Genomic DNA, 22,962 nt, shown 5'->3' on the forward strand with positions numbered 1-22,962 from the left:
AACAAATGAATGAGATTGAAAAACAAGCTGAGATTCTTAAAATATTAGGTGATAAAACAAGGCTAACGATTTTCTCTTTACTAAAAGTAAGAGAGCTTTGTGTGTGTGAATTAACAGATCTATTAGACGTTTCGCAACCAGCCATATCTCAACATTTAAGGAAACTCAAATTGTTGAATCTTGTAAAAGAACGTAAAGTAGGACAATGGGTCCATTATTCTATTAGAAAACCAAATGAAGATGAACTACTACTCAAGTCAATTATTGACCATTTGCCCGATATGACAAGTATGATTATGATCCTAGATCAAGGAAAAAGCTGTAACTTTTCTGAAGCAAAAAAGTAAATCCACCAAACTAGGTGGATTTATTTTTGATTCATTTCACCTTTAAAATTTTATATTTATATCAGGTCTAGTTAAAATCCCATTAAAAAATGCACTATAAACTGCCCTTTTGATATGCCCTTTATTGCAAATCTTCTCTGTCATTAATTGATGCATGCTCATATGACCAATCATTCCAAAAAGAGCTGGTCCCATCAATTCAATCTCAATGTCTTGACGAATATATTGATGTTGTTGTCCCCAAACAAAAATTTCTTCTATATACGACAAATAACGTTTACGAATTCTTTGTACTTCTTCATGCCAAATTTCTTCCAAATGCCAAACCTCAGACATCATCAATTTATAAAAATGGGGATATTCTATAAATAAATCTACTTGGGTATCTACATTATTTTTAATATATAAAAAACCACTATTTTCAACATTTTCTGTTCTTTTTTTCATTTCACTTATCAAAAATTCAACTCCTGTTTCCAAGAGTTCTAAAAACAACTGGTTTTTCCCTTTAAAGTAATAATAAAACGTACCCTTTGATGTTCCAGAAATCTTTACAATCTCATCAACAGTTGATTCCCCAAGACCCTTTTTTGAAAACAACTCTAATGCGATCTGCAAAATTTTCGACTTATTATCCTCATTAGAAAACATATTTTGCTCCACCTTGTTTTTTGATATCATTATATCTCTGACACTTCATCAATAGCTAGTTTATTCTAAGAAGTAAAGAAGCAAACGTAACAATGAACCATCGGACGTTTGCTTCCCCATTAATAGTTAACAAAATTGCCGTTTTCGTTAATTTATCGTAAGATCCGTTAGAAGAATAAACGGAAAACAACCAAGATTAACAATGGACCTACAATATAAGACATAATCTGTTTGCCTTTTGGACTCCATTTCTTCTCAAATAAAATCATGATCAGGCTGATTCCCACATAAAAGATCCATGCCCAGGAAAACATTTTGGCTTGAAAAAAGGAATAATCAACAAGGACTTGCCCCGTTAATAAACCAATGACCGCAAACTACCAATCGTTCTTCCTACTAGTCCCCCTATAAATGCAAAGATAGCAACAGGCCAAAATACATTTTTAGGAATTTGAAGAATTTACTCCTTGTTCCCACGAACGAATAGAAAGGAAGCTAAGAGCATGACTAAACCATTAATAATAATTGCTTGATGAATATCGATTTTCAACCAAAACATTAATAATAGAACAAGAAAAATTCTGTCAATCGTAATTTTCAAGTAAAGCGTGACAACCCCTACAATCGCCTCCTATTTTTAAAATTATTAAGAAGTAATTCCTAACCACCTCTCTCCTTGCTACATTTTTTATAGACCATTTATTCTATATATTACTATATACTTATATCATACAACATTCTGACCTACTATTAAAAGTATTATATTTCATGATTTCGCAACAATTGTTAACTCTGAAAGTTTGTTTAAAACTACATAATTTATTGATGAAGTACATGAATCAACTATTATTAGAATTAGTATAAACAGACACAAACTGTTCAAAAAAATCATCTTGCTATTTATAGACTGAACGGTCTACTATATAAATAGATTAGCAATTGCTAATATATTAAAAAGATGGATGGGAGAGATTAAAATGGTAAATCCAAAAGATTATTTAGAAGCAGGTCAACAATTTCACGGCCATAAATGTCCAGCGATGCCAATGGGGTTACGTGTAGGAGCTGCTGCAATGAATAAATTAGGCGTAAATCGCGCACAAGACGGGCAGCTTATCGCTTTGGTCGAAATTGGAAAAGACCACTGTGCTACTTGTTTTGCTGATGGTGTACAGATGATTACGGGTTGTACATTAGGAAAAGGAAATATCCAAAAATTGAATTACGGAAAATGGGGTGTTACCCTTATTGACCGCAAGAGTGGAAAAGCAGTAAGGGTATCTCCAAAAGCGGAAGCCATGGCCAACAATAAAAAGTCGAAATTCTTTAGCGATTATCGGATGAAAGGCCTACCAGCTAGTTCCGTTCCATCAGAAATTGCTGATCCATTGGTAGAAGGGGTAATGAATGCTCCAGATGAAAAGATTTTGATTATTGGCGAAGTATTTGATTATCAAGTAGAAAATCATGCACATACCTTCGATTCCTTCGTCTGTGAAGAATGTGGGGAAATGACGGTTGAAGCTTACGGTCGAGTTAAAGGGGATAAAAAAGTTTGTATTCCATGTTCGGGTTGGGAAGTTTAATCAGGTGATTCTATGTTTAATTTAATTATCTTCATTCTCATTTTATTGTCCTCCTTCCTCTTCGCCATGCTAGGTCTTGGCGGGGGGATGGTGTACATTCCAATCCTTAAATGGGCAGGACTCGATTTCAAAGAAGTCGTCATTCCATTAGGATTACTATTAAACGGGTTAAACACTTTATTAGCACTTATCCCCTATCATAAAGCGAAACTCGTTGATTATAAAGGGATGTGGCCCATGGGAGTCACAGCGGTAATCTTTGCCCCAATTGGCGCATTGGTTACTCCTTACATCTCAAAACCTATATTAATCATATTATTTGCAATTCTTGTACTGATAGCTGCATTAAAAGTTTTTTATGACTTGAATAAGGCAAATAAAAAACAAAAATTGGTCGCCACTAGTGGCGCTTCAAGTGAAATTGCGGCCACAGCTGAAACAAAGGTATACACACTTCGGCAGAAGCAAATCATCGGAGGATCCACAGGAGCAGGAATTGGATTTATCGGCGGTTTATTAGGTGTTGGTGGTGGATTTATTATTGCCCCAATCCTGATGATGCTAGGTTACAAAACAAAAGAAGCAGCAGCAACAACAGCCTTCGTCGTTACCTTTTCCTCATTTTCAGGCTATTTAGGTCATCTAAGCAAAGGTCTTCCGTTAAGTTGGTTAACCTTTTTAGCCATTCTCGCGGTCATCATCGGTTCGCAAATTGGTAGCAATTTTATGGTGAAAAAAGCAAAAGGTTCAACAGTAAAATTAATTTACGGCATTACACTTGTACTGATTGCAATAAAACTTATTTTCGACTTATTTTAAGAGCAAAGTAGAGATAGACCTTTCATAACTTTATAAAGGTCTATCTTGTTTTTTTTGGACTTTCATTTTATTATATAAGTATGTAATTATATTAACTACATAAATTTCTTAAGTGAGGAGTGTTTGTTCTTGAGTGAGAAAGTTGGAAAAAGATTATCATTCTTGGATCGATATCTTACCGTATGGATATTTGCGGCGATGATTATCGGAATTGGGTCGGGATATTTGTTCCCAGGAATGGTAACCTTACTTAACAAAGCACAAGTAGGTACGACTTCCATCCCGATTGCTATTGGTCTAATCTTAATGATGTATCCTCCATTAGCAAAGGTTCGTTACGAAGAAATGGGCCAAGTATTTCGGAATGGAAAAGTTTTAGGACTTTCATTAGTACAAAACTGGATTATCGGTCCATTACTGATGTTTTTCTTAGCCATTACCTTTTTACGAGACTATCCAGAGTACATGATTGGTCTGATTATGATTGGATTAGCCCGTTGTATTGCGATGGTCATCGTATGGAATGATCTCGCCAAAGGGGATACTGAGTATGCAGCAGGACTTGTGGCCTTTAACTCGATTTTTCAGGTCTTATTCTATTCCCTTTACACGTACATCTTTATTACCGTATTACCCAGTTGGTTTGGTCTAAAAGGATTTGCAGTTGATATCACGATTGCAGAGGTAGCCAAAAGCGTCTTCATCTACTTAGGTGTTCCTTTCATTGCCGGAATGGTGACTCGCTATTCCTTCGTGAAAGCAAAGGGAAAAGATTGGTATGAGAAAAACTTCATTCCCAAAATCAGCCCGATTACATTAATATCTTTACTCTTTACAATTATCGTCATGTTCTCATTAAAAGGAAATATGATCATTAAATTACCTCTTGATGTCGTGCGGATTGCCATCCCGTTATTAATTTATTTTGTTGTCATGTTTCTTGTTTCTTTCTATATCAGCAAGAAAACAGGCGCAGGATATTCAATTTCTACGACGTTGTCCTTTACATCTGCAAGTAACAACTTTGAATTAGCGATCGCTGTAGCAGTTGGCGTGTTTGGAATCAACTCTGGGGAAGCCTTTGCCGCTGTAATCGGTCCCTTAGTAGAAGTTCCAGTAATGATTGGATTAGTCAATGTTGCATTGTGGTTTCAAAAAAAGTACTTTCAACAATTTCAAAAAATATAAGCAATAATTTAAGGGATGAGCTTATGAGATTTATAGGCTCATCCCTTATTCTTTCGTTAGTAATAGATTCATTCTATTTCGTCATAGTATATAGAATCTACACTTTCAAGCAATGGATACTTTTGGCTTTATCATCAATTTACTAGAAAGAAATTTTTCAATCTTTTTAATATGTAATATAGCTAATAACATAAGGAATAGTCTCAATTTACTTACCTATTTTTGGGGCGGTGTTGCAATTAATGAAGCTATAATTCCCAGAACTGGAAAAATCATCATGATATAGATAATTTGAGTGTAATCTCCAAACATATCATAGGCAACCCCAAATGGTAGTGGCCCAAAGGCAGAACCTAGAACCGTTGCTGTCATTGCAACACCTTTGATACTTCCTATATGTTTTCGACCAAAATAGTTAGGCCAGATAATGTTCAAAGTGATCCTTTCAAATCCACCTACAACACCCCAAATAAAACCAAATAAAATTGCAAATTTAATAGAATAAGTATTCTGAAGTACAAATAAGAATATTAATTCACCTAAAAACACTACCGCTAAAACCATATGACTTTTAACTCTTTCCAATATAAATCCTGTAATCATCGCAACGGGGAAACCCATTATGGCCATAAGACTTAAAATAAGGGCTGAAGCAGTTGATGAAATCCCATTTTCATCTAAGATAGAACATCCTCAGGTTTATTTCTTATAAAAAAATAAGCTAGTGGTACAAATAAAAATATTAATAATATAGCCCATACTCTCCAAGCTATAGGCCATCCCCATGTATGAATCATCCAGTTGTTTATAGGAGGAAAACGTTTTAATTTTTAAAAACTTAATCTCATATGTTGCTTACTTTTTCTTGCATTTAATTTTATGTAAAGAATAAGTAAAAACAGGGTAAAGGACTTGCTTTCTTCCCCTTTTTTTGTTTATATATAAGTATATCTTTATATTTTTATCACCGATTCACGAGTGAAATAATGATGAATGCGAGGAATACAAACATGGCAAAAAATAAACCAATCATCTACTTTATTTGCACAGGGAACTCTTGCCGTAGCCAAATGGCTGAAGGGTTTGGAAAAAAATATGCAAATGGCGATTTTGAAATTTACAGTGCTGGAGTAGAGGCGCACGGTCTCAATCCAAGAGCGGTAGCGTCCATGAAAGAAGTTGGTGTAGACATAAGTCAGCATCAATCAGAAATTATCGATCCAGAGCTTTTGAACAAAGCCTCTTATGCCATCACTTTATGTGGAGATGCAGAAGAACGTTGTCCATATACTCCACCACATGTGAAACGAATTCACTGGCCTTTAGAAGACCCTGCGAAGGCAACCGGTACAGAAGAAGAGATTATGTCCGTCTTCCGTAAAACAAGAGATGTTATTGATAAACTCGTTCATGATATTATTGAGGAAGCAAGGGAAAACACTAAGGAGGAGTAATAATTGAATAATCCTCATCTCAATGAGTTAGAAGAAATTGCAGAATTATTAAAGATACTCGGAGATAAAACACGACTCACACTATTTTCTTTGTTAAAGGTGAGAGAATTATGTGTTTGTGAGCTAACAGAATTACTCGATGTCTCTCAACCAGCAATCTCCCAACACCTACGAAAATTAAAATTGTTAAATTTGGTAAAAGAACGGAAACAGGGCCAATGGGTTTATTATTCATTAAGAAAGCCAAATGAAGATGAGACTATGTTACAAACGTTAATTGAACATTTACCTGATTTATCTGAATGGCTTACATGCCTTGATTTAGGAGAAAGCTGTAACTTTCCTATAAATGAAAACAAAAAAAAATCCCTTTAAAAGGGATTTTTTGTTGCATTTTAATTAAGCATGTATGGCTTCGTCATGAACATCCAAGCCTGCTTCCATGATTGCTTCAGATAATGTAGGATGGGGATGAACTGTATGTGCCACTTGAGAAGCCGTTGCTCCAATCACTCTCGCTACGGCTGTCTCTGTTATCATATCCGTAACATGAGGGCCCATCATGTGTACACCGAGTATCTTGCCCGTTGTCTTATCGGTCACGAACTTAATAAAACCATCTACTTCCCCATATATAAGGGCTTTACCGTTCCCTCGTAATTGAAATTTCCCAACCTTTACATTATAGCCTTGCTCTTTTGCTTCAAGTTCTGTTAATCCCAAGCTAGCAACCTCTGGATTTGTAAATGTTGCTCGAGGAATAGCAAGGTAATCCATCGGTTCAGGGTTCTTCCCTGCGATATGATTAACAGCAATCATTGCTTCATGTGAAGCAACGTGAGCCAATTGAAGACGTCCAATTACATCGCCAATCGCATAGATATCTGGATTGGTTGTTTGAAAATATTCATTGACTTGAATGACTCCTTTTTCCACCTTTACATTGACATCTTCTAACCCAATTCCTTCTATATTTGCCTGTCGTCCTACAGAGACAAGTATTTTTTCTGCCTTAAAATGAAGGATTTGATCACCATTTTTTGCGTCTAATTCCACTTGACGATCAGTTATTCGAATGGATTCAGGCAGTACAGCTGTTTGGGTATGAATTTTAATTTTCCTTTTCTTCATTACTCGAGTCATTTCTTTACTGATTTCCTCATCTTCTAACGGAAGAATTCGAGGTAAGAATTCAATGACTGTTACTTCTACACCAAAATCATGTAACATGGAAGCCCATTCCATTCCAATGACTCCCCCACCTATAATAATGGCTGAATTAGGTAAGGAACTCATTTCAAGAGCTTCATCACTAGTCATAATATACTCACCATCAATGGCTAATCCTGGCAATGTTTTTGGGCGAGATCCTGTGCCAATGATGATCTTTTTCGTTGTCGCAATTTCTTTTTCACCATTTTCTTTTCTAACTTCTAAATACTGCAAATCTAAATCACCAGGGTTTCTTAAAATCTGACCATACCCATGGATCAGTTTCACATTATTTTTCTTAAATAAAAATTCTATCCCTTTATGCAATTGATCGACAACGTTCTGTTTTCGACTTTGAACTTTAGCAAAATCATAATGCGTTCCTTCAGTAAGAATACCATATTGGATTGACTCCATTGTATTACGAAAGATTTCTGCACTTCTTAGCAGGGCTTTCGTTGGGATACAACCTCGATGAAGGCAAACACCACCTACTTTATCCTTCTCAATTACTGCAACCTTTAACCCTAATTGAGCTGCATGAATCGCACCAACATATCCTCCTGGACCACCACCTAAAAAAACAAGATCATAAACGTTTGCTTCCTTCATTTTCATTGATCCTTCCTCACTTTCTTTTTTTTATCCTATATCCATAGAAAACATATCCGTAGAATGTCTAACTTCATTTTGATGTTCTATTTGTAACGTTACATGACTAATTCCAAACTTGTGTCGAAGTATTTCCTGTAACTCATGATTGACTTCACTTCCAACATTATTTCGAATAACAACATGTGCGGATAACATAATGCGTTCAGGTGTCAAACTCCAAATATGCAAATCATGAACATTCAGAACTTGTGCATGCATTTTCATTGCTCTTGCTACTTGTTCAAAAGATAAGTGTTCTGGTGTAGATTCCATAAGAATAAAAAAGGTTTCCTTTAAAATTCTCCATGAACTCATTCCAATAACAATGGCAATGAGAAAACTGATAATAGGATCTAATAGATACCAGTTTGTGAAATAGATAATAATACCACTCAATAACACACCAGCCGAGATGACTGCATCTCCTAGGATATGCAACATGGCACTTTTTATGTTTATATTCTTTTCATGCCCTTTCATACTCCAACCAATATATAGATTAAAAACTAAACCGATTGATGCAGTAATAAATAAGACGCTACTATTCTCTATCGCTGTTGGGTGAACAATACGATCATATGCCTCCCATGCAATAACAACCGTAATCACCAACAAGGATAATGCATTAATCAATGCAGCTAATACACCAGAACGATGATATCCATATGTCATTCGTGCATTGGGTTGTTGTTCCGATTTATGAATAGCATAAAAAGCGATTAATAGTGAAGCGACATCTGTCAACATATGTCCCGCATCGCTAATTAACGCCAAACTATTTGAAATAATTCCGCCTAGAACTTCAATAATGAGAATCGTTGATGCAAGCAGAATCGCCTTTTTCATCTCCCCTTTACTAGATCCCCCGTGGACATGTGCACCATGGGAATGAGCATGGGAATGAGAACTTTTTGTATCTTGATTTTGGTTGTGTTCATGGCCATGGGCGTGTTCATGATTATCTTCATGTTGATGCTCTGACTCTTGCTCATGATTATGTTGTGCCATTGCATTTCCTTCTCTTGACATTTCCATCTCTCCTTTTTAATGGATACTTTCTTTTCTCATTTCAGTTTGATAGATCTGAGCGAATTGGTTTTCAGGAACTAGTTTGTTTAATAAATAAGCTATCGTTCCAATACCAACTAGATTGACGATAAATCTTGTTACCGTAAAAGTTAATCCTAAAGATGTTGATTCTAATACTAACATTGGAATTTTTGTTGTCGACCAAGCACCGATAAAGATACATATATTTGTGTATTTAACTCCCTTTTTCATGAAGATGCCAGCAATTGGGAAAGCTGTATATAATGGTCCAACTGCCACTGAACCTAATAAGAATGATAGAAAGCCTCCAACAATACCAGAACGATTCCCCATATATTTCATCATCGTTTCTCTAGGAACCCAAACATCCAATAACCCTAATAGTAGAAAGATAGGTGGCAATAAAACGGCCATCTCCTTAAAGCCATTTCCTGTGATTTTTAATGATCGATATCCATAGTTCGGGTAAAAAATGAGAATGAGCCCAAAAACTACGATTGTGAGAACAAAAAATCGATATCTTTTCCATAAACTTGTCATTCTAGCCCACCACCTTTGAAAGAACAAAAGCTACGAGAAACGAAAATAGAAATGCAAAAGAGTTTCGCAAAAAAGATAGTTTTTTTCCAAAGTATTGAATTTCAACAGGTAATGTTATAATACCCACCATCATCAAGGTAGAAATAAATGCTCCTATCTGCATATAACCGGCACCATTTTGCAACAAAGTAGCTGCCATTGGAAACGCAACGAATCCTGGAATTAACGAGATGGACCCAATCACCGCTGAAAGAATTACTCCTAACCACCCTGATTTCGCACCAATCAATTGTGAAATAAGTTGTGGATTTAATGCAGAAATAATAATTCCTACGAATAAATTGATTGTAAGTAATTGTGGTAAAATCCCCTCAAAAGATTTCCATGCCTTTTTTAATGCTTTTTTTGTTTTTGTTTTATCCTTATAGAAGGATAAAATGAATAAGAGAACGGTAAGACTATATAACAGATAATTGTCCATCTCGATAACTCCTTCTTGAAAATTAAAAAGGGGGTTAACCTAAGCTAATTCTTATGTCTCTATTTCTACCAACCTACTTATTTCGTTTTACTGCAATTAAATCCCATAAATAAGTAATCACTAAAGAACCAATAAACCCTGCTAAAATGTTATATCCTAAAGCCATCCATCCCCAATCTCCTAAGAGAATATCTCCTAACCATGCACCTATCAGTGCTGCTAGTGATGAGGACCACACTCCACCATAATTAAATTTTTTGCCCATAAAAAATAGATAATTTACAATCAAAAGACTGATAGCCGCAACAATAATTAAAATAATCCAATACATTAATACTCCTCCTCCATTAACATAAATGTGATTAACCCCCTAATAAATCAGTCTAGTCTTCACTCAATAATGCTTCCATTGCAGGAACAGAAGCGGAAATAACGGATGTCGCTTTTACAAAACGGTCAACAAACAATGCCTCTGCAATCTCTTCTTTCGAAAATCCCTGACGCTTCGCCCCTTTAACATATGTCTTAATACAATGTTCTTGTCCTAATGCAGCCGCAACAGCAATACTCATCAAGTGTTTGTACTTATTCGGGATCGCTGTTTTGCTATTTAACCACTTCTTATTACTTACATGTTCAAATACTGCGCTCTCATCTATTTTACTTAATAATTCCATAGGTACTGGATTAGCACCTGATTCCTGTTTCATGTGTTCTAATAATTGTTCAATTGTCATTTTATGTTTTCCCCTCTCATACCTCTTTTTAATTTTAGATATATGAACATATGTTCATATATGGAATAAAAAGCTAAATTTTTTTTTACGAGACACTTCTTTGTACTTTTTCCTGCCACATCCCACAGCGATCTCCCCACATTGGCACCGTTTCACCATTCATCTTTACTTTTATGACTTCACATAGATTAGAACAGTTATGACAAATAAAACTTGAAGGAGTAAAATCAGTTTGTAATGCATGGAACCCTTTAAAGTTAGTAGGTTTACCGGTTTTTTCTACTTCTTCTCTTGCGAGAATCGCAGAACCTATCGCACCCATCACATGATGATACTTAGGTACAATTACCTCATGCCCTACTTCTTTTTCAAAAGCAGCTTTTATGGCAATGTTTGCAGCTACCCCTCCTTGAAATACAAATGGCGGCTCTAATTTTTTACCTCTTGCTAAATTGTTAATATAATTACGTACTAATGCATTCGCAAGACCATGAATAATATCTGCTTTAGAAAATCCATATTGTTGTTTTGCAATCATATCCGATTCTGCAAAGACGGTACAACGCCCAGCAATTCTCACATCATTACTTGAAGTTAAGGCAATTTCTCCAAATTGCTCAATTTCAATTCCTAGTCGTTCAGCTTGATGGTCAAGAAACGATCCTGTGCCTGCTGCACATACCGTGTTCATAGCAAAATCAGAAACCATTTTATCTTTTATAAAAATAATCTTAGAATCTTGCCCACCAATCTCAAAAATGGTTCATACATTAGGTACCAATTGAATGGCTGCTACAGCATGCGCCGAAATTTCGTTCTTCACAACATCAGCCCCAACCATGACCCCAGCAATTTGTCTACCACTTCCCGTAGTCCCAACGCCGCTAATAACATACTTTGCATCTAATTTTTGTTTTAGTGATTCTAATCCTTTTTTTATTGAATCGATTGATTGCCCATTTGTACGTAGATACTTATGAAATAAGACTTGATTACTCTCATCTATCGCTACCACATTGGTACTCACAGATCCTACATCAATCCCCAAATAAGCCTTCACCATTTCCTCCTCCTTACGCGGTCACTTTCAAAGATTTCATATTTTTTACTAAATCTATAAAGGCCTCTATTCTAGTACGGCTATTTGCCTGACCTGTTTGTTCATCTAAAGATAATGTTAATATTGGAATATTATTTTCTTTGGCTACCTTTGGAACAACACTTTGAGTGACCAGTTCTGGCAAACATCCAAACGGCATCAAATGTATGATTCCATCAAAACCACGATCTTTAAAGTCAACAATACTTCCAACACTCTGTTTTGCATGTCCTCCAATTTCAATTTCAATATAGGGACGTGGTGGGACGATCACTTCATGGCCTAATAATTCCAATAGTTTTTTATAAATGATGACGGTTCCCATATATGGAAATGATACCTTCATGTAACTTTTCTCCTCCTTTCTAATCGATACTTTTTCCGTTTTAACATATCGACAAAGGCCTCAATTCTAGTTTGAAGATGATTTTCACCCGTATGTTCATCGATCCGAACCGTTAAAAAAGGAATCTCGGTGTCATACTAAAGGTCCAAAACAAAGGCTTTTTCAGATGTTTGATATTCTCTCTTAATTCATTTTCTTCAATCATGTCGAATGTGATAAACTCGATGTCAAGCTCTTTTAATTTTTCTATGATATTCATGTTGACAAATGGGTCGTAAATATTATAAACGTATCCCATAAGGCCTAGTCTTATCTTATTCCGATCATGTTTCGGAACGAGATTTAATCGTTGCTTCGTATCAACCATCTTCATTGCCTCTGGAATGATGTACCCCATTTTGTTAATCGTACGGAATACTCGCCATTTTTCCCCTGCAATTTTTGCAGCTTCTTTTACTTGCGATTCACTAACTCCTAGTTGTTTTGCCAAAGGTAAGTATTGTTTGTAATGACTAATGTCATCATCCTTTGCGTCTATGGACACAGAAATCAGTTTCTTATCTATTTCTTTTACCCCGTGGCGAACTAAATCAGGAAGTCCCATAAACTTAGGACAAAAATATTCTCCAGAATAAATAGAAACCATTCGTGGTACAAAAATATAATCGACCCCTTTTTTCAAAAGGCTTCTAGCATGACCAACGAAGATTTTGATAGGTACACAGATTTCCGAAACAGATTCTTTCACTCCCTGATTCAATATTCCTTTGTTCGTTTCATCCGATATCACTACTTCAACTCCCAAAGACTCGAAAAATGGTTGCCAAAATGGAATGTAGTAATAGTATAAAAGCGCTCTTGGTATTCCGACTCTCATTATTTCTCCTCCTTTCTTCCGCTTCGCTATAGACGATATCGTCTAAATATTATTATATAATTATATACAAATTAGTCAATGGTTATCAATATAATAGTAACAATTCCGATTTCAATTTTAGATGAAAATAAAAAAGAGTGACGATTTAGTCACCCCTTTTACATCTTATGAGCTTTGATGTTTTATGTTATTACAATTCTTTTTTCATTAGAAAAATCTTATCAGAAGGAAAATGAAGATAATATGTCTGTTCTCTTTCTTTCATTATTCTTTTATATTCATTCTTTGTGATATCAACATGAAAAATCTGTCCTTCACACTGTACAACTAATGTGTTATAAATAACTCCTTCTACTGAACCTATAATGTTACAAAGATATGAATTTCCTTTTGGAGCTAATTTTTCTCTGCTTATCGATAAATCATGAGCATGAATACCCGCTATTAATCGAGAAGAAAAATAGGATTTGTCATTTTCTACCTTTAATCGAAGAGTTCCTGACCCAATCATATACTTCTCATTTTCTATTTCAATACGATCAACATCAAGTATATTCTTACAACCAACTAATTCAGCAGCAGTTAACGAAGCGGGATGATAAAAAATTTCCTTTTTATTCGCTAATTGAACGGTTTGGCCATGGGATAAAATAAGAATCTGATCAGCCAAACGATAAGCTTCTTCAATATTATGAGTAACAAGAAGAATGATTCCTGAAAAGTTGTTTCTAATTATTTCCAAAAGTTCTTGTTCAAGTAAATGTTTTATATGGCTATCTAAAGCAGAAAAAGGCTCATCTAAAAGTAGAATTTCAGGTTCAGTAATCAGTGTTCGGGCAAGGGCTACTCTCTGTTGTTGTCCCCCTGAAAGTTGGGATGGATAATGTTGCTCGTATCCGATCAATTTCATTTTTTTTAACATGTCATGAACAAGCACTTTTCTTTGATGTTTTTCAATTTGATGTATACCAAAAGCTATATTTTCTTCAACCGTTAAATGAGGGAAAAGAGCATAATTCTGAAACATATAACCAACTTTCCGCAATCGCGAAGGGATATTGATCTTTTCACTAGAACTAAAAAAAGTTCTTCCATTTAAAGTGATATGGCCTGAATCAGGTGTGATTAATCCAGCAATACATTGTAAAGTTAAACTTTTCCCACTTCCTGATGGCCCAAGAATACCAAGAACACCATTTTTGAATTGAAATGTAATATCTAGAAGAAAATCACCCATCTGTTTTTTACAAGAAATGTCCAGCATTTATAATCGTCCTTTAATCATTCTTTTTTCTAAACGATTGATAAGAAATAAAACTGTAATAGAAATCATCGTCATAATGAAAACCAATAAATTAACTAATTCATGATTTCCAGATATTAAAGCATCATAAATAGCGATCGGCATTGTTGTTGTTTGATATGGAATATTACCGGCAACCATTAAAGTTGTACCAAAGTCACCTAGAGCTCGGGAAAAGCTAAGTGCTATGCCCGATGCGATTCCCCTCCATGAAATTGGAATCATAATTTCAAAAAAAATATTTAATTCTGTCCTGCCAAGAACTCTTGCAGCATTTATAAGATCAGGGTTAATATCTAAAAAGGCTGTTCGTACAGATTTAATCATATAGGGAATGGATACAACCATTGCTGCAATAATTGCTCCTGTCGGGGTAAAAACAATCATCATATCAAATTTACTTTCTAGAAATTTTCCGATAAAACTCTGCCTTCCTAATAGAACTAATAGATAATAACCTAAGACAGTTGGTGGTAATACCACTGGAAGTGTAATGATTGTATCAACAAAATCCGTTAATTTTCCTGTTGATCTACTCAAATAATAAGCAATTGGTATACCAATCAACATACTAAAGAATGTTGCCGTAAATGCAACTTTTAATGAAAGGTATAATGAAAATAGACTGATGCCATCCATTTTTAATTCTCCTCTGGAAGAATAAAACCATATTTTTTCATAATGGCCCTACCTTCTTTGCTATTTACGTAATTGATAAAAGAACGAGCCAGATCTTCTTGTTTGGTTCCTTTAACCACAGCAATGGCTTGTTTAATCGGTGTATGTAGTGTATCATCAATTAAATAAAAATTAATTTTTTCGTTTTTTGAAATGGATAATGCGATAATCCCAGCATCTGCATTGCCTGTTTCAATTAATATTAAGGTATCGGAAATATTTTTACCATATACTAGTTTCTCCTTTACCTTTTCCCATAAGCCTGCTGATTCTAGAGCCTGTCTAGCTGCTATACCATAAGGAGCATGTTCAGGATTGGCAATCGCTATTTTTTTGATTTCTGGTTTTAGAAGATCGTTTAAAGTCTGAACTTCGATAGGATTCGTTTTTAATGTTGCTAATCCGATTCTTCCAACACCGTAAATTTGTTGAGTATCATCAATAATCATATTTTTACTTCTTAAACGGTCAACATATTCAATGTTAGCTGCTGCAATCACATCGAAGGGGGCGCCATTTTCAATCTGATCTGTTAATTGACCTGTAGAGCCAAAAGAAAATATCAGCTTGCTGTTGGTTGCTTTTTCAAATAATTTCCCTATTTCTGTAAATGCAAACTTTAAATCAGCTGCTGCTGCAACAGTTAGTTCTGGAGAATGGTTTGAATGATCAGATGATAATCCAGTATTTTCTGGATTCATACATCCTGAAAAAATAATCACAGATAATAGTAAGAAAGTTAATAGATATGTAAATCGTTTCAAAATGACTCTCTCCTTCTTTAACATATTTATTATATATCTTAAACTCTAAGCATAAAAAAACTACTCTATTCAGAGTAGGATTAAGTTTAATCTATAAAAATCCCCCCTTCTTTTCATAACGGAAGGCATATCCGTTTCCAGATATACCCTGTGAGCTAACTGCTCAGGCGTACCAGCCATAGATTAACCTTAGGCTAATATGCTCGAAGAAGTTTCTATATAGTTAATAGTATTATCTGATATATTTACAATTATCCATAATGTAGCATATCAAATATTACTGCCTTATTCAAGATTAACCTTGAATAAGGCTAGCGAATACCCATGTATTACAATTCCTCTTTAATATATTGGAGAATTTCCTCCCTTTTCGGAATTCGACCAAAGGATTTTACCTTTTCATTGATTACTAAACCAGGCGTACTCATAATGCCGTATTTCATGATTCCAGGTACATCCTGAATCTTTTGAATATTAGCTTTTAATTGATTTTCCTCCATAATTGCCTCTACTTCTTTCTGTAACCGAACACAATTCTTGCAACCCATTCCTAAGATTTTTATTTCTAACATCTAAATCCCTCCATATTTGATATTTTTAACCTAAATACAAATTATTTCAAAAAATAATCCAGATAAAGTTCTCTTTATAAAATAGCGTTAAATAGGTAACCAATACCGACAATACTAAGAGATACAATTCCCAAGAAATAACCGATCAGTTTTGGCTTAATCACCTTTCGTAAAAGAATCACTTCTGGCAAGGATAATGCTGTCATCGCCATCATAAAAGATAATGCCGTACCGATCGCTACCCCCTTTTCTAATAGTGCCTCAATAACAGGAATTGAACCAACAGCATTCGAATATAAGGGTACACCGATTAACGTGGCAATGGGAGCGGCAAAAAAGTTATCCTTTCCAGCATAACGAACTAACAAATCTTCTGGCGCATACCCATGAATGACCGCTCCTATTCCAATTCCAATCATGACATAAATCCAAACTCGACTTAATATGTCTTTCACATTATCCCACGAATCCCTTGCTCTCTCTTTCCAAGTGATCATTTCTATTGTTGCTGCTTCTTCTGGAATAGACTGAATATGATATACGTACTCTTCTACTTGATTCTCCAATTTTAATTTTCCAATGAATATTCCAGCAAAGATTGCAATAACCACTCCACTAAACATATAAAGTAAAGCAATCTTCCATCCAAACAAACCAAATAGCATGACTAACGACACTTCATTCACGATTGGGGAGGAGATTAAAAAAGAAAATGTAACTCCAAGTGGCACACCTGCTTCTAAGAAGCCGATAAAAATCGGTACAGTAGAGCAAGAACAAAACGGCGAAACCACCCCGAGTAGTGCTGCTAAAGTATTCCCGACATACTCGTTTTTCCCAGTTAAAAACCTCTTGGTTCGTTCTGGCGGAAAAAAACTGCGTATGTATGATATGACGAAAACCATGGTGGCCAATAATAATATAATTTTGGTTGTATCGTAAATAAAAAAGTGAACAGACTGACCTAATCTTGAATCCATGGATAATCCAAACAGATCCACAACCAACCATTCCGCAAATCGGTATATCATACTCTCCCTCCATTCCCATCAAACGAATTGATTATTAAATAATTATATAACTAAATACTAATATAATCATATTCACTTACTATGTCAATGATTACAATAAAAAAATGCTCCTTAAGATGATAAGAATTGGTTGAGCAATGAAAGGAAATCATCAGACACTTTATTTTTAAAACAAAAAAAGCTAACCTAATCTTTAATATGACTATAGGGTAGCTCTTTTCCATAGGTACTAATCCTTGTTTTTTTCCGTTTCAATTGTCTCATCTATATCACTTGTTAATTCTTTGGCTGACTTCTTAAATTCAGATAATGTACGTCCAAATGCTCGTCCAATCTCTGGTAGTTTACTCGGGCCAAAAATCACTAAAGCGATAATAAGGACCAATAAGCACAAGAAAGCAAAGTTTTCTTTTACCATATTCATGGGACCCCACAAAAGTAATCGGAATACGCTTGGAAGGAAAGCGTCACTTTTGTGGTTTTTTTAAAATAAAGTCTGTAACAACCCTTCCCTACTTTTTCTTACTAAATGACAATCCTCACAACATTCTTGATCTTCATTTTTTAATTCTCCACATGATGGACAGGTATCTTGCTTTTTCGTGATCAATGTATGAATTTGTTCTAAGTCGCTATAGGAAATTTTAGTATGAGTCTGTTGTTTTAAATGTTGACAATGGGTGGTGCAAATACCACAGTTTATACACTTTATCGGATTAAAAAGAAGCGATTTTTGGTAGGTATTTTTCTCAATCTGTAGAGCTCCTGTAGGACAGATCATAGAGCAACGTTGACATAAAGTACATGAATTCTCTACAGTAATATAAGCAATATTGAGCTGTTCTAATAGTTTAATATCTACTTGTTTATCATCAGGAGTAATTTTTTGAATAAATTGTACCAAAACCTCTCGTTTTTGCTGAAAAGGTATTTTCTCTTTGGTCGATGTTTCTTTAAAAGAATCAAAAATAAATGAGCCGACCTGTTGTTTTACTTGTTTCTTTGTGACAATAAGAAAATCTCTGCGAGAAATCGATTTATAGTTGCTTTTCTTCTGACTTTTCTCATGGATGATCTGTGCTTGGAATTTAGGTTGCTCCTGAAATTGTTGATTCCAAGTTTCTATCCAATTCATTAAAACCTGTGAATCCCATTTCACTTGACAATCTTTACAAACTTTTTCATCCCAATACAATTGTACCGATATTTTTTTTAATGTGGCCATCATTATCCATTCAGGTGTAAACACATTTAAACAAGGTAAAATGATATCTGAATCCTCTCCTTGTTTTTGACAAGTAAAGCACGCTGTTTCCTTATCATGAATCTTTTTTTCATAACCAGATAGCATTTCCGATTCAAGGTGAAAAGTTTGGGTTGGGCAAACATGTGAACATATTCCACATTGATCACATCTTTCACTTTCTATTTCAACCTTAGATCGATCAATTGATATCGCTTGATATGGACAAGCGTTTTGGCAAGACTTGCAATTGGATTGAGTATAACGAACCTGCAAGCATACAGAAGGATTAGTTCTGATTGTCGCTTTTTTTATCATTCTACCAAGTAAAAATTGCCACATGATGACCACCTCTTAGAAAAAGAGAGTATATCCGTTCAACAGAACAAGATATACTCTATCTTTTTAATTTTCCGAAATTCGTTGCAACTCATGATTTATAAAGATATTTGTAATCTCTCCAAGTACTTTGTAAAATGTTGTTGTTGCTCGTTCCACAATACGATCTGTAAATTGAGGAATCCATACTCCCAGATGGGACAGTAGAAACCTCTTTTGAAGATCATCATAAAGGGGATCACTGTTTTCAATTGCTTTAAAGATGAGATAATACATAAACTCAAATTCTACAGAAATATGGTCTGGGAGTTCAAGAAAATGATTATCCATACTTAATCCAGCTTCCCTATAATAATGTAGTGCAATTTCTGTTGAATCACCCATTACTCTACGCTCGCCATCTAAATACACAGAACTATAGGGTGAAGCTAGGACATCAAATGGTCCGATAAATAGTTTGGCATGCTCAACCTGTAAAGGAATTAAATTATCTTCATTTGCTTGGAAATCCTTAGTCATTTCCTCCACTTGGCCAATAAGTGAGAGATTATATTGCATCATGATTTCTCTTAATTGATGAAGTAACTCTCTTGTTTCTTTTACAGGTTGATAATATAAATGAGAGAGTACTTTATAAATATTTGCTCTAGTAATATGCACTTCTTGGCCTAAAACCATTGTCATGATGTGATCCCCCTCATTTTAATATTCTCTTAAATAGAATACCTTTGGTTTCGTTCCCTTTTCCGGCTTTAATGTAGAGACTTTGTATTTTGCTATCATTGCATGGATTGGATCATTTGGATCATCCAAGTCCCCTACTAATCTAGCATCAGCTGGACAAGAAGTGACACAGTATGGTTGCTCCCCTTCTTTTAAACGATGATCACAGAATGTACATTTCTCAACGATTCCCTTGGGTCGAATCCCCTCATATGTTTTCGCACGATCGGGATTATAATAGGGAATTTTCTCTCCAGATTTTTCTGCTGTTTCTTTTCCACTAGCAGTTCCACCCTTAATAAGTGCTTCATTATTCCGCCAATATTCATGAGGTTCTTTTTTATTAAAGTTAATAACACCATATGGACAAGCTTGCATACAACTCTTACAACCAATACATTTATCTGGATCATGAAGGGTTAACCCGTTTTCATCTTTATACATCGCTCCTGTCGGGCAAGCCTTCACACATGCAGCATTTTCACAGTGGTTACATAAAGTAGGAACATATTCATATTTGACATTAGGGAAGGTTCCTGTTGTTCTTGTGATATGCCAAGACCAAAACATTCCTTCAGATACGTTATTTTCATTCTTACATGATATTTGGCAAGCACTACATCCAGCGCATTTATGCAAATCGATTACCATTGCGTATCGAGCCATTTATTATCACCTCCGCAAGTTTTTTCTATTAAGCTTTTTCAATTTTTACTCTTGTTGTTCCACCGTGACGTGCTGTGCTTCCACTCAATCGCTCATAGTCTGCAGGAAGTATCTTGTTGTTATTGCCACCTCTAGCAATCTTCTTATTGTAGTCTAAGGCAGCAATTCGGCCATAAGCCCAGTGACCTTGTCCATAACATTTGCCTACAGTCCCTGGTCTTACCCCTTCCCACAATTTAGCCGTACATGTAACGGAACCTGTAGGAGAAGTAATTTTAATCTTATCCCCTGTTTTAATTCCTAATTTTACTCCATCAACTGGATTAATTTTTGCTACATCATCCCAAGATTCATCACCAGGATCTGCATCTTTAAATTCTTGATACCATAAGGTATTAGCCGAACGAGCCTCCCGATTTAATCTTGAACGATGTTCAAAGAAAATAAATGGATATTCTTTTTCGTCTCCCCAGCGAAACGCCTCTTCATAATGGGGAATAAAAGCTATTTCACCACGAGCTAAATATTTTGTCGTTTTCATAATATCGTCAATATCTGCTTGGTGTTTTTCTGCATGATGTTGAAGTGCCTCTTTTAAAGTTTCACTATAGAATTCAAACTTCTTCGTCTTCGTTTCGAAATCTTCCCAATGTTTTTTATATGGAGCTTCAACAGAATTCCAAACCCCTTTTGCAACAAAATCATCCCAACCTTTTAATAAATCACCCTTTTTCTCAACAGTTGGATCCCAGACATCTTTGGTTTTCATTTTGGTTGCATATAGAGTGAATTCCCAACCATTTGTTGGTGATTTTCCAGTTTCCGGATCTTTAAATTCATTTTTATAATAATCAAATAGATTTGGGAACCCTTTTTTTGCTAGTGATTCTGCGATTAACCATGGGATTTCTGTTTCATCGATTTTTACATCCCACATCGGCTCAATTACACGATTGGTTAAAGAGGCATACGAATATTTATTTTGTTTGTTTTTAATAAAGCTTAATTTTTCAAATAATTGATGAGCAGCAGGTAATACGATATCTGCAAATTGGGTCGTCTCTGCTGGGTTTACGGTAATATGTGCAAAGAATGGGATTTTACTGAATGCTTTTTCCCAACGATCAGCCCCTGCAGCAGAAAAAGCAAAATTGTTCCAATAACCAATGGCTACTTTTATGTCATATGGATCTTCATTTAGGATAGCATCGGCAGTTCGATTGGTAACTACACCACCACCTGATTTTCCTTTCTTTAATGCTGGGAATTCTTTGTAACCCCTTTGGTCAATTTTCTGTTTGTGAGAATTGGTTTTTGCGATTTCATCCTGGTAATTATCATAGGCCGGCGGTTTATCATCCACAGGAACACTAGCAGATCGTAATGTTCCACCAACATTTTCAACCGAACCAACTAATCCATTTAATGCATGTGTAGCCATTGCAATATATCCACCACGAACCTGCATGGAAGCGCCAGGTGATAACCAAGAAATTGCCCGAGGAGCCGCTTTAGCAAAATCTACGGCAACTCTTCTAATTTGTTCTGCAGGAATACCTGACCTTTCTGCAGCCCATTCTGGTGTACGATCTTTTAATTCTAAGTTCCACCACTTGATTAGCCCATATGTGTAATTTTCAACAAATGAATCTTCGGCGATGGTGACTCCTTTTTTGAATTGATTAACACCATCTACAAAATCCCCAACAAATTCTTTATTCCATAAGCCCTCTACAAGAATCACATGAGCGATTGCTACTGCTAAAGCCCCATCTTCACCTGGAATGACAGGTAACCACTCATCAGCCTTCGAAGCTGTGGCAGATAGTCTTGGATCGACAACGGCTACTTTTGCCCGGTCCATAACATCTCCCCAAACATTCATCGCATGGGGAACTTGGCGGTTTGATGCAATCGGATCTCCTCCCCATAATAATACATATCTCGTTTCTGCTAAGTCATAATCGCGATAATCCCAATATGCCTCAGTAAAATATGGACCAAATTTTTCTGCCTCGGCACAAATTGCACTGTGAGAGATTCCATTTGGTGAGCCAAAAATTTTTGGCATGGCATCATAAATCGTTCCATTTAGATAAGAATAACGTCCACGTAATACCAAAAATTTATGGGTTTCCCCTGTTTTTCTTAATTCGATCATTTTATTAGTAATGGTATCGATTGCTTCTTCCCATGAAATAGGTACAAATTGTGGATCTTCATTTCTACCCTTTTTGGGATTTGTTCTTTTCATCGGTACTTTAACACGATCGGGATCGTACAACTGTTGTAGTGCTAAATGAGGTCTTGGGCAGATCTTCCCATGGTTTGCTTTTGAAAAAGGGTTCCCTCTCACCTTGATTGCTCTGCCATTCACCACATAAACCTGAACAGGACACCATGATGTACAACCTTGACATGTTGATGCTTTCCATTCCCCTTTCAAAGAGGTATCGTTATTTTGATTGCCATCTGCAAATGCAGTTAAGGATGGTTGTACCGACTTCATTCCTGCAGCTAATAATCCAGTTGCAGCAGTTGCTTTTAAAAAGCTTCTTCTTGATAATTGCATATTTTTCCACCTCCATGATCGTTCAATGAT

Annotated in this window: 28 protein-coding genes and 1 riboswitch; of the genes, 6 read left to right on the forward strand and 22 right to left on the reverse strand. The window is 35.5% G+C overall.

From position 1 onward, the window contains the following. Positions 1–5: 5 nt before the first annotated feature. The gene (locus tag BEN26_RS02405) at positions 6–347 is read left to right on the forward strand and encodes an ArsR/SmtB family transcription factor (protein WP_068727576.1); all 342 of its coding nucleotides are present in this window, start codon (positions 6–8) and stop codon (positions 345–347) included. A 42-nt stretch (positions 348–389) separates the two neighbouring features. On the opposite strand, the gene BEN26_RS02410 is transcribed toward BEN26_RS02405, so the two are convergent. Beyond that, the gene (locus BEN26_RS02410; protein WP_069799350.1) at positions 390–998 is read right to left on the reverse strand and encodes a TetR/AcrR family transcriptional regulator; all 609 of its coding nucleotides are present in this window, start codon (positions 996–998) and stop codon (positions 390–392) included. Positions 999–1,975: 977 nt separating this feature from the next. Between BEN26_RS02410 and BEN26_RS02415 the strand changes: the two genes are divergently transcribed. From BEN26_RS02415 to arsB, 3 genes are all read left to right on the forward strand, one after another. Beyond that, positions 1,976–2,584: an FmdE family protein gene (locus BEN26_RS02415; RefSeq protein ID WP_069799351.1), complete on the forward strand. Its 609-nt coding sequence runs from the start codon at positions 1,976–1,978 to the stop codon at positions 2,582–2,584. Between the two features lie 12 nt (positions 2,585–2,596). Next, the gene (locus tag BEN26_RS02420; RefSeq protein WP_069799353.1) at positions 2,597–3,403 is read left to right on the forward strand and encodes a sulfite exporter TauE/SafE family protein; all 807 of its coding nucleotides are present in this window, start codon (positions 2,597–2,599) and stop codon (positions 3,401–3,403) included. Positions 3,404–3,532: 129 nt separating this feature from the next. Continuing rightward, entirely contained in the window at positions 3,533–4,591 is a 1,059-nt protein-coding gene (arsB, locus tag BEN26_RS02425; protein WP_069799355.1) for an ACR3 family arsenite efflux transporter, read from the forward strand. 216 nt (positions 4,592–4,807) lie between these two features. Here the strand turns inward: arsB and BEN26_RS02430 are convergent, their stop codons facing one another. Beyond that, positions 4,808–5,221 (reverse strand): MFS transporter, encoded by a 414-nt coding sequence (locus BEN26_RS02430; protein WP_255421839.1) that lies wholly within the window; start codon positions 5,219–5,221, stop codon positions 4,808–4,810. 380 nt (positions 5,222–5,601) lie between these two features. Between BEN26_RS02430 and arsC the strand changes: the two genes are divergently transcribed. Together arsC and BEN26_RS02440 are read left to right on the forward strand one after the other, a co-directional pair. Next, on the forward strand, positions 5,602–6,045 hold the full coding sequence (arsC, locus tag BEN26_RS02435) for an arsenate reductase (thioredoxin) (protein WP_069799359.1): 444 nt from the start codon (positions 5,602–5,604) through the stop codon (positions 6,043–6,045). A 3-nt stretch (positions 6,046–6,048) separates the two neighbouring features. Then, positions 6,049–6,420, forward strand: a complete 372-nt coding sequence (locus tag BEN26_RS02440) for an ArsR/SmtB family transcription factor (RefSeq protein ID WP_069799361.1) — start codon at positions 6,049–6,051, stop codon at positions 6,418–6,420. Positions 6,421–6,444: 24 nt separating this feature from the next. Here the strand turns inward: BEN26_RS02440 and lpdA are convergent, their stop codons facing one another. From lpdA to BEN26_RS02535, 20 genes are all read right to left on the reverse strand, one after another. Then, a complete protein-coding gene (gene lpdA, locus BEN26_RS02445; protein WP_069799363.1) occupies positions 6,445–7,875 on the reverse strand; it encodes a dihydrolipoyl dehydrogenase in 1,431 nt (476 codons plus the stop codon). A gap of 24 nt (positions 7,876–7,899) precedes the next feature. Then, positions 7,900–8,940 carry a cation diffusion facilitator family transporter gene (locus BEN26_RS02450; RefSeq protein ID WP_181482162.1) on the reverse strand — a complete coding sequence of 347 codons (1,041 nt, stop codon included), beginning with the start codon at positions 8,938–8,940 and terminating at the stop codon, positions 7,900–7,902. A gap of 15 nt (positions 8,941–8,955) precedes the next feature. After that, on the reverse strand, positions 8,956–9,501 hold the full coding sequence (locus BEN26_RS02455; protein ID WP_069799365.1) for a permease: 546 nt from the start codon (positions 9,499–9,501) through the stop codon (positions 8,956–8,958). A gap of 1 nt (position 9,502) precedes the next feature. Continuing rightward, the gene (locus BEN26_RS02460; protein WP_069799367.1) at positions 9,503–9,982 is read right to left on the reverse strand and encodes a permease; all 480 of its coding nucleotides are present in this window, start codon (positions 9,980–9,982) and stop codon (positions 9,503–9,505) included. A gap of 73 nt (positions 9,983–10,055) precedes the next feature. Beyond that, positions 10,056–10,313 (reverse strand): hypothetical protein, encoded by a 258-nt coding sequence (locus BEN26_RS02465; protein WP_069799370.1) that lies wholly within the window; start codon positions 10,311–10,313, stop codon positions 10,056–10,058. Between the two features lie 52 nt (positions 10,314–10,365). Continuing rightward, positions 10,366–10,719: a carboxymuconolactone decarboxylase family protein gene (locus tag BEN26_RS02470; RefSeq protein WP_069799372.1), complete on the reverse strand. Its 354-nt coding sequence runs from the start codon at positions 10,717–10,719 to the stop codon at positions 10,366–10,368. Between the two features lie 85 nt (positions 10,720–10,804). After that, positions 10,805–11,479, reverse strand: coding sequence for an acyl-CoA dehydratase activase (locus BEN26_RS02475; RefSeq protein WP_308789513.1), 675 nt, complete (start codon positions 11,477–11,479; stop codon positions 10,805–10,807). 3 nt (positions 11,480–11,482) lie between these two features. Continuing rightward, positions 11,483–11,782: a BadF/BadG/BcrA/BcrD ATPase family protein gene (locus BEN26_RS14020; RefSeq protein WP_255421840.1), complete on the reverse strand. Its 300-nt coding sequence runs from the start codon at positions 11,780–11,782 to the stop codon at positions 11,483–11,485. A gap of 10 nt (positions 11,783–11,792) precedes the next feature. Beyond that, positions 11,793–12,164, reverse strand: a complete 372-nt coding sequence (locus BEN26_RS02480) for a 2-hydroxyacyl-CoA dehydratase (RefSeq protein WP_069799374.1) — start codon at positions 12,162–12,164, stop codon at positions 11,793–11,795. A gap of 112 nt (positions 12,165–12,276) precedes the next feature. Next, a complete protein-coding gene (locus BEN26_RS02485) occupies positions 12,277–13,041 on the reverse strand; it encodes an acyl-CoA dehydratase activase-related protein (RefSeq protein ID WP_220126398.1) in 765 nt (254 codons plus the stop codon). A 190-nt stretch (positions 13,042–13,231) separates the two neighbouring features. Beyond that, positions 13,232–14,305, reverse strand: a complete 1,074-nt coding sequence (locus BEN26_RS02490; protein ID WP_069799376.1) for a sulfate/molybdate ABC transporter ATP-binding protein — start codon at positions 14,303–14,305, stop codon at positions 13,232–13,234. Next, entirely contained in the window at positions 14,306–14,983 is a 678-nt protein-coding gene (modB, locus tag BEN26_RS02495) for a molybdate ABC transporter permease subunit (protein WP_069799378.1), read from the reverse strand. It abuts the gene before it with no gap. A 2-nt stretch (positions 14,984–14,985) separates the two neighbouring features. Then, the gene (gene modA, locus BEN26_RS02500; RefSeq protein WP_255421841.1) at positions 14,986–15,786 is read right to left on the reverse strand and encodes a molybdate ABC transporter substrate-binding protein; all 801 of its coding nucleotides are present in this window, start codon (positions 15,784–15,786) and stop codon (positions 14,986–14,988) included. 90 nt (positions 15,787–15,876) lie between these two features. Next, positions 15,877–16,007: riboswitch (molybdenum cofactor riboswitch) on the reverse strand. 108 nt (positions 16,008–16,115) lie between these two features. After that, positions 16,116–16,358: a thioredoxin family protein gene (locus BEN26_RS02505; RefSeq protein WP_068725389.1), complete on the reverse strand. Its 243-nt coding sequence runs from the start codon at positions 16,356–16,358 to the stop codon at positions 16,116–16,118. A gap of 74 nt (positions 16,359–16,432) precedes the next feature. Next, on the reverse strand, positions 16,433–17,389 hold the full coding sequence (locus BEN26_RS02510) for a permease (RefSeq protein WP_069799381.1): 957 nt from the start codon (positions 17,387–17,389) through the stop codon (positions 16,433–16,435). A 229-nt stretch (positions 17,390–17,618) separates the two neighbouring features. Further along, complete coding sequence (locus tag BEN26_RS02515; protein WP_069799383.1) at positions 17,619–17,807, reverse strand: twin-arginine translocase TatA/TatE family subunit; 189 nt, start codon at positions 17,805–17,807, stop codon at positions 17,619–17,621. Between the two features lie 66 nt (positions 17,808–17,873). Continuing rightward, positions 17,874–18,974: a 4Fe-4S dicluster domain-containing protein gene (locus BEN26_RS02520; protein WP_069799385.1), complete on the reverse strand. Its 1,101-nt coding sequence runs from the start codon at positions 18,972–18,974 to the stop codon at positions 17,874–17,876. A gap of 63 nt (positions 18,975–19,037) precedes the next feature. Next, positions 19,038–19,655 carry a TorD/DmsD family molecular chaperone gene (locus tag BEN26_RS02525; RefSeq protein ID WP_069799387.1) on the reverse strand — a complete coding sequence of 206 codons (618 nt, stop codon included), beginning with the start codon at positions 19,653–19,655 and terminating at the stop codon, positions 19,038–19,040. 18 nt (positions 19,656–19,673) lie between these two features. Then, positions 19,674–20,360 carry a 4Fe-4S dicluster domain-containing protein gene (locus tag BEN26_RS02530; RefSeq protein ID WP_069799389.1) on the reverse strand — a complete coding sequence of 229 codons (687 nt, stop codon included), beginning with the start codon at positions 20,358–20,360 and terminating at the stop codon, positions 19,674–19,676. Positions 20,361–20,388: 28 nt separating this feature from the next. After that, complete coding sequence (locus BEN26_RS02535) at positions 20,389–22,932, reverse strand: molybdopterin-dependent oxidoreductase (protein ID WP_069799391.1); 2,544 nt, start codon at positions 22,930–22,932, stop codon at positions 20,389–20,391. Between the last annotated feature and the right edge of the window lie 30 nt (positions 22,933–22,962).

The sequence above is a fragment of the Tepidibacillus sp. HK-1 genome, from assembly GCF_001748485.2.
Lineage (GTDB): Bacteria > Bacillota > Bacilli > Tepidibacillales > Tepidibacillaceae > Tepidibacillus_B > Tepidibacillus_B infernus.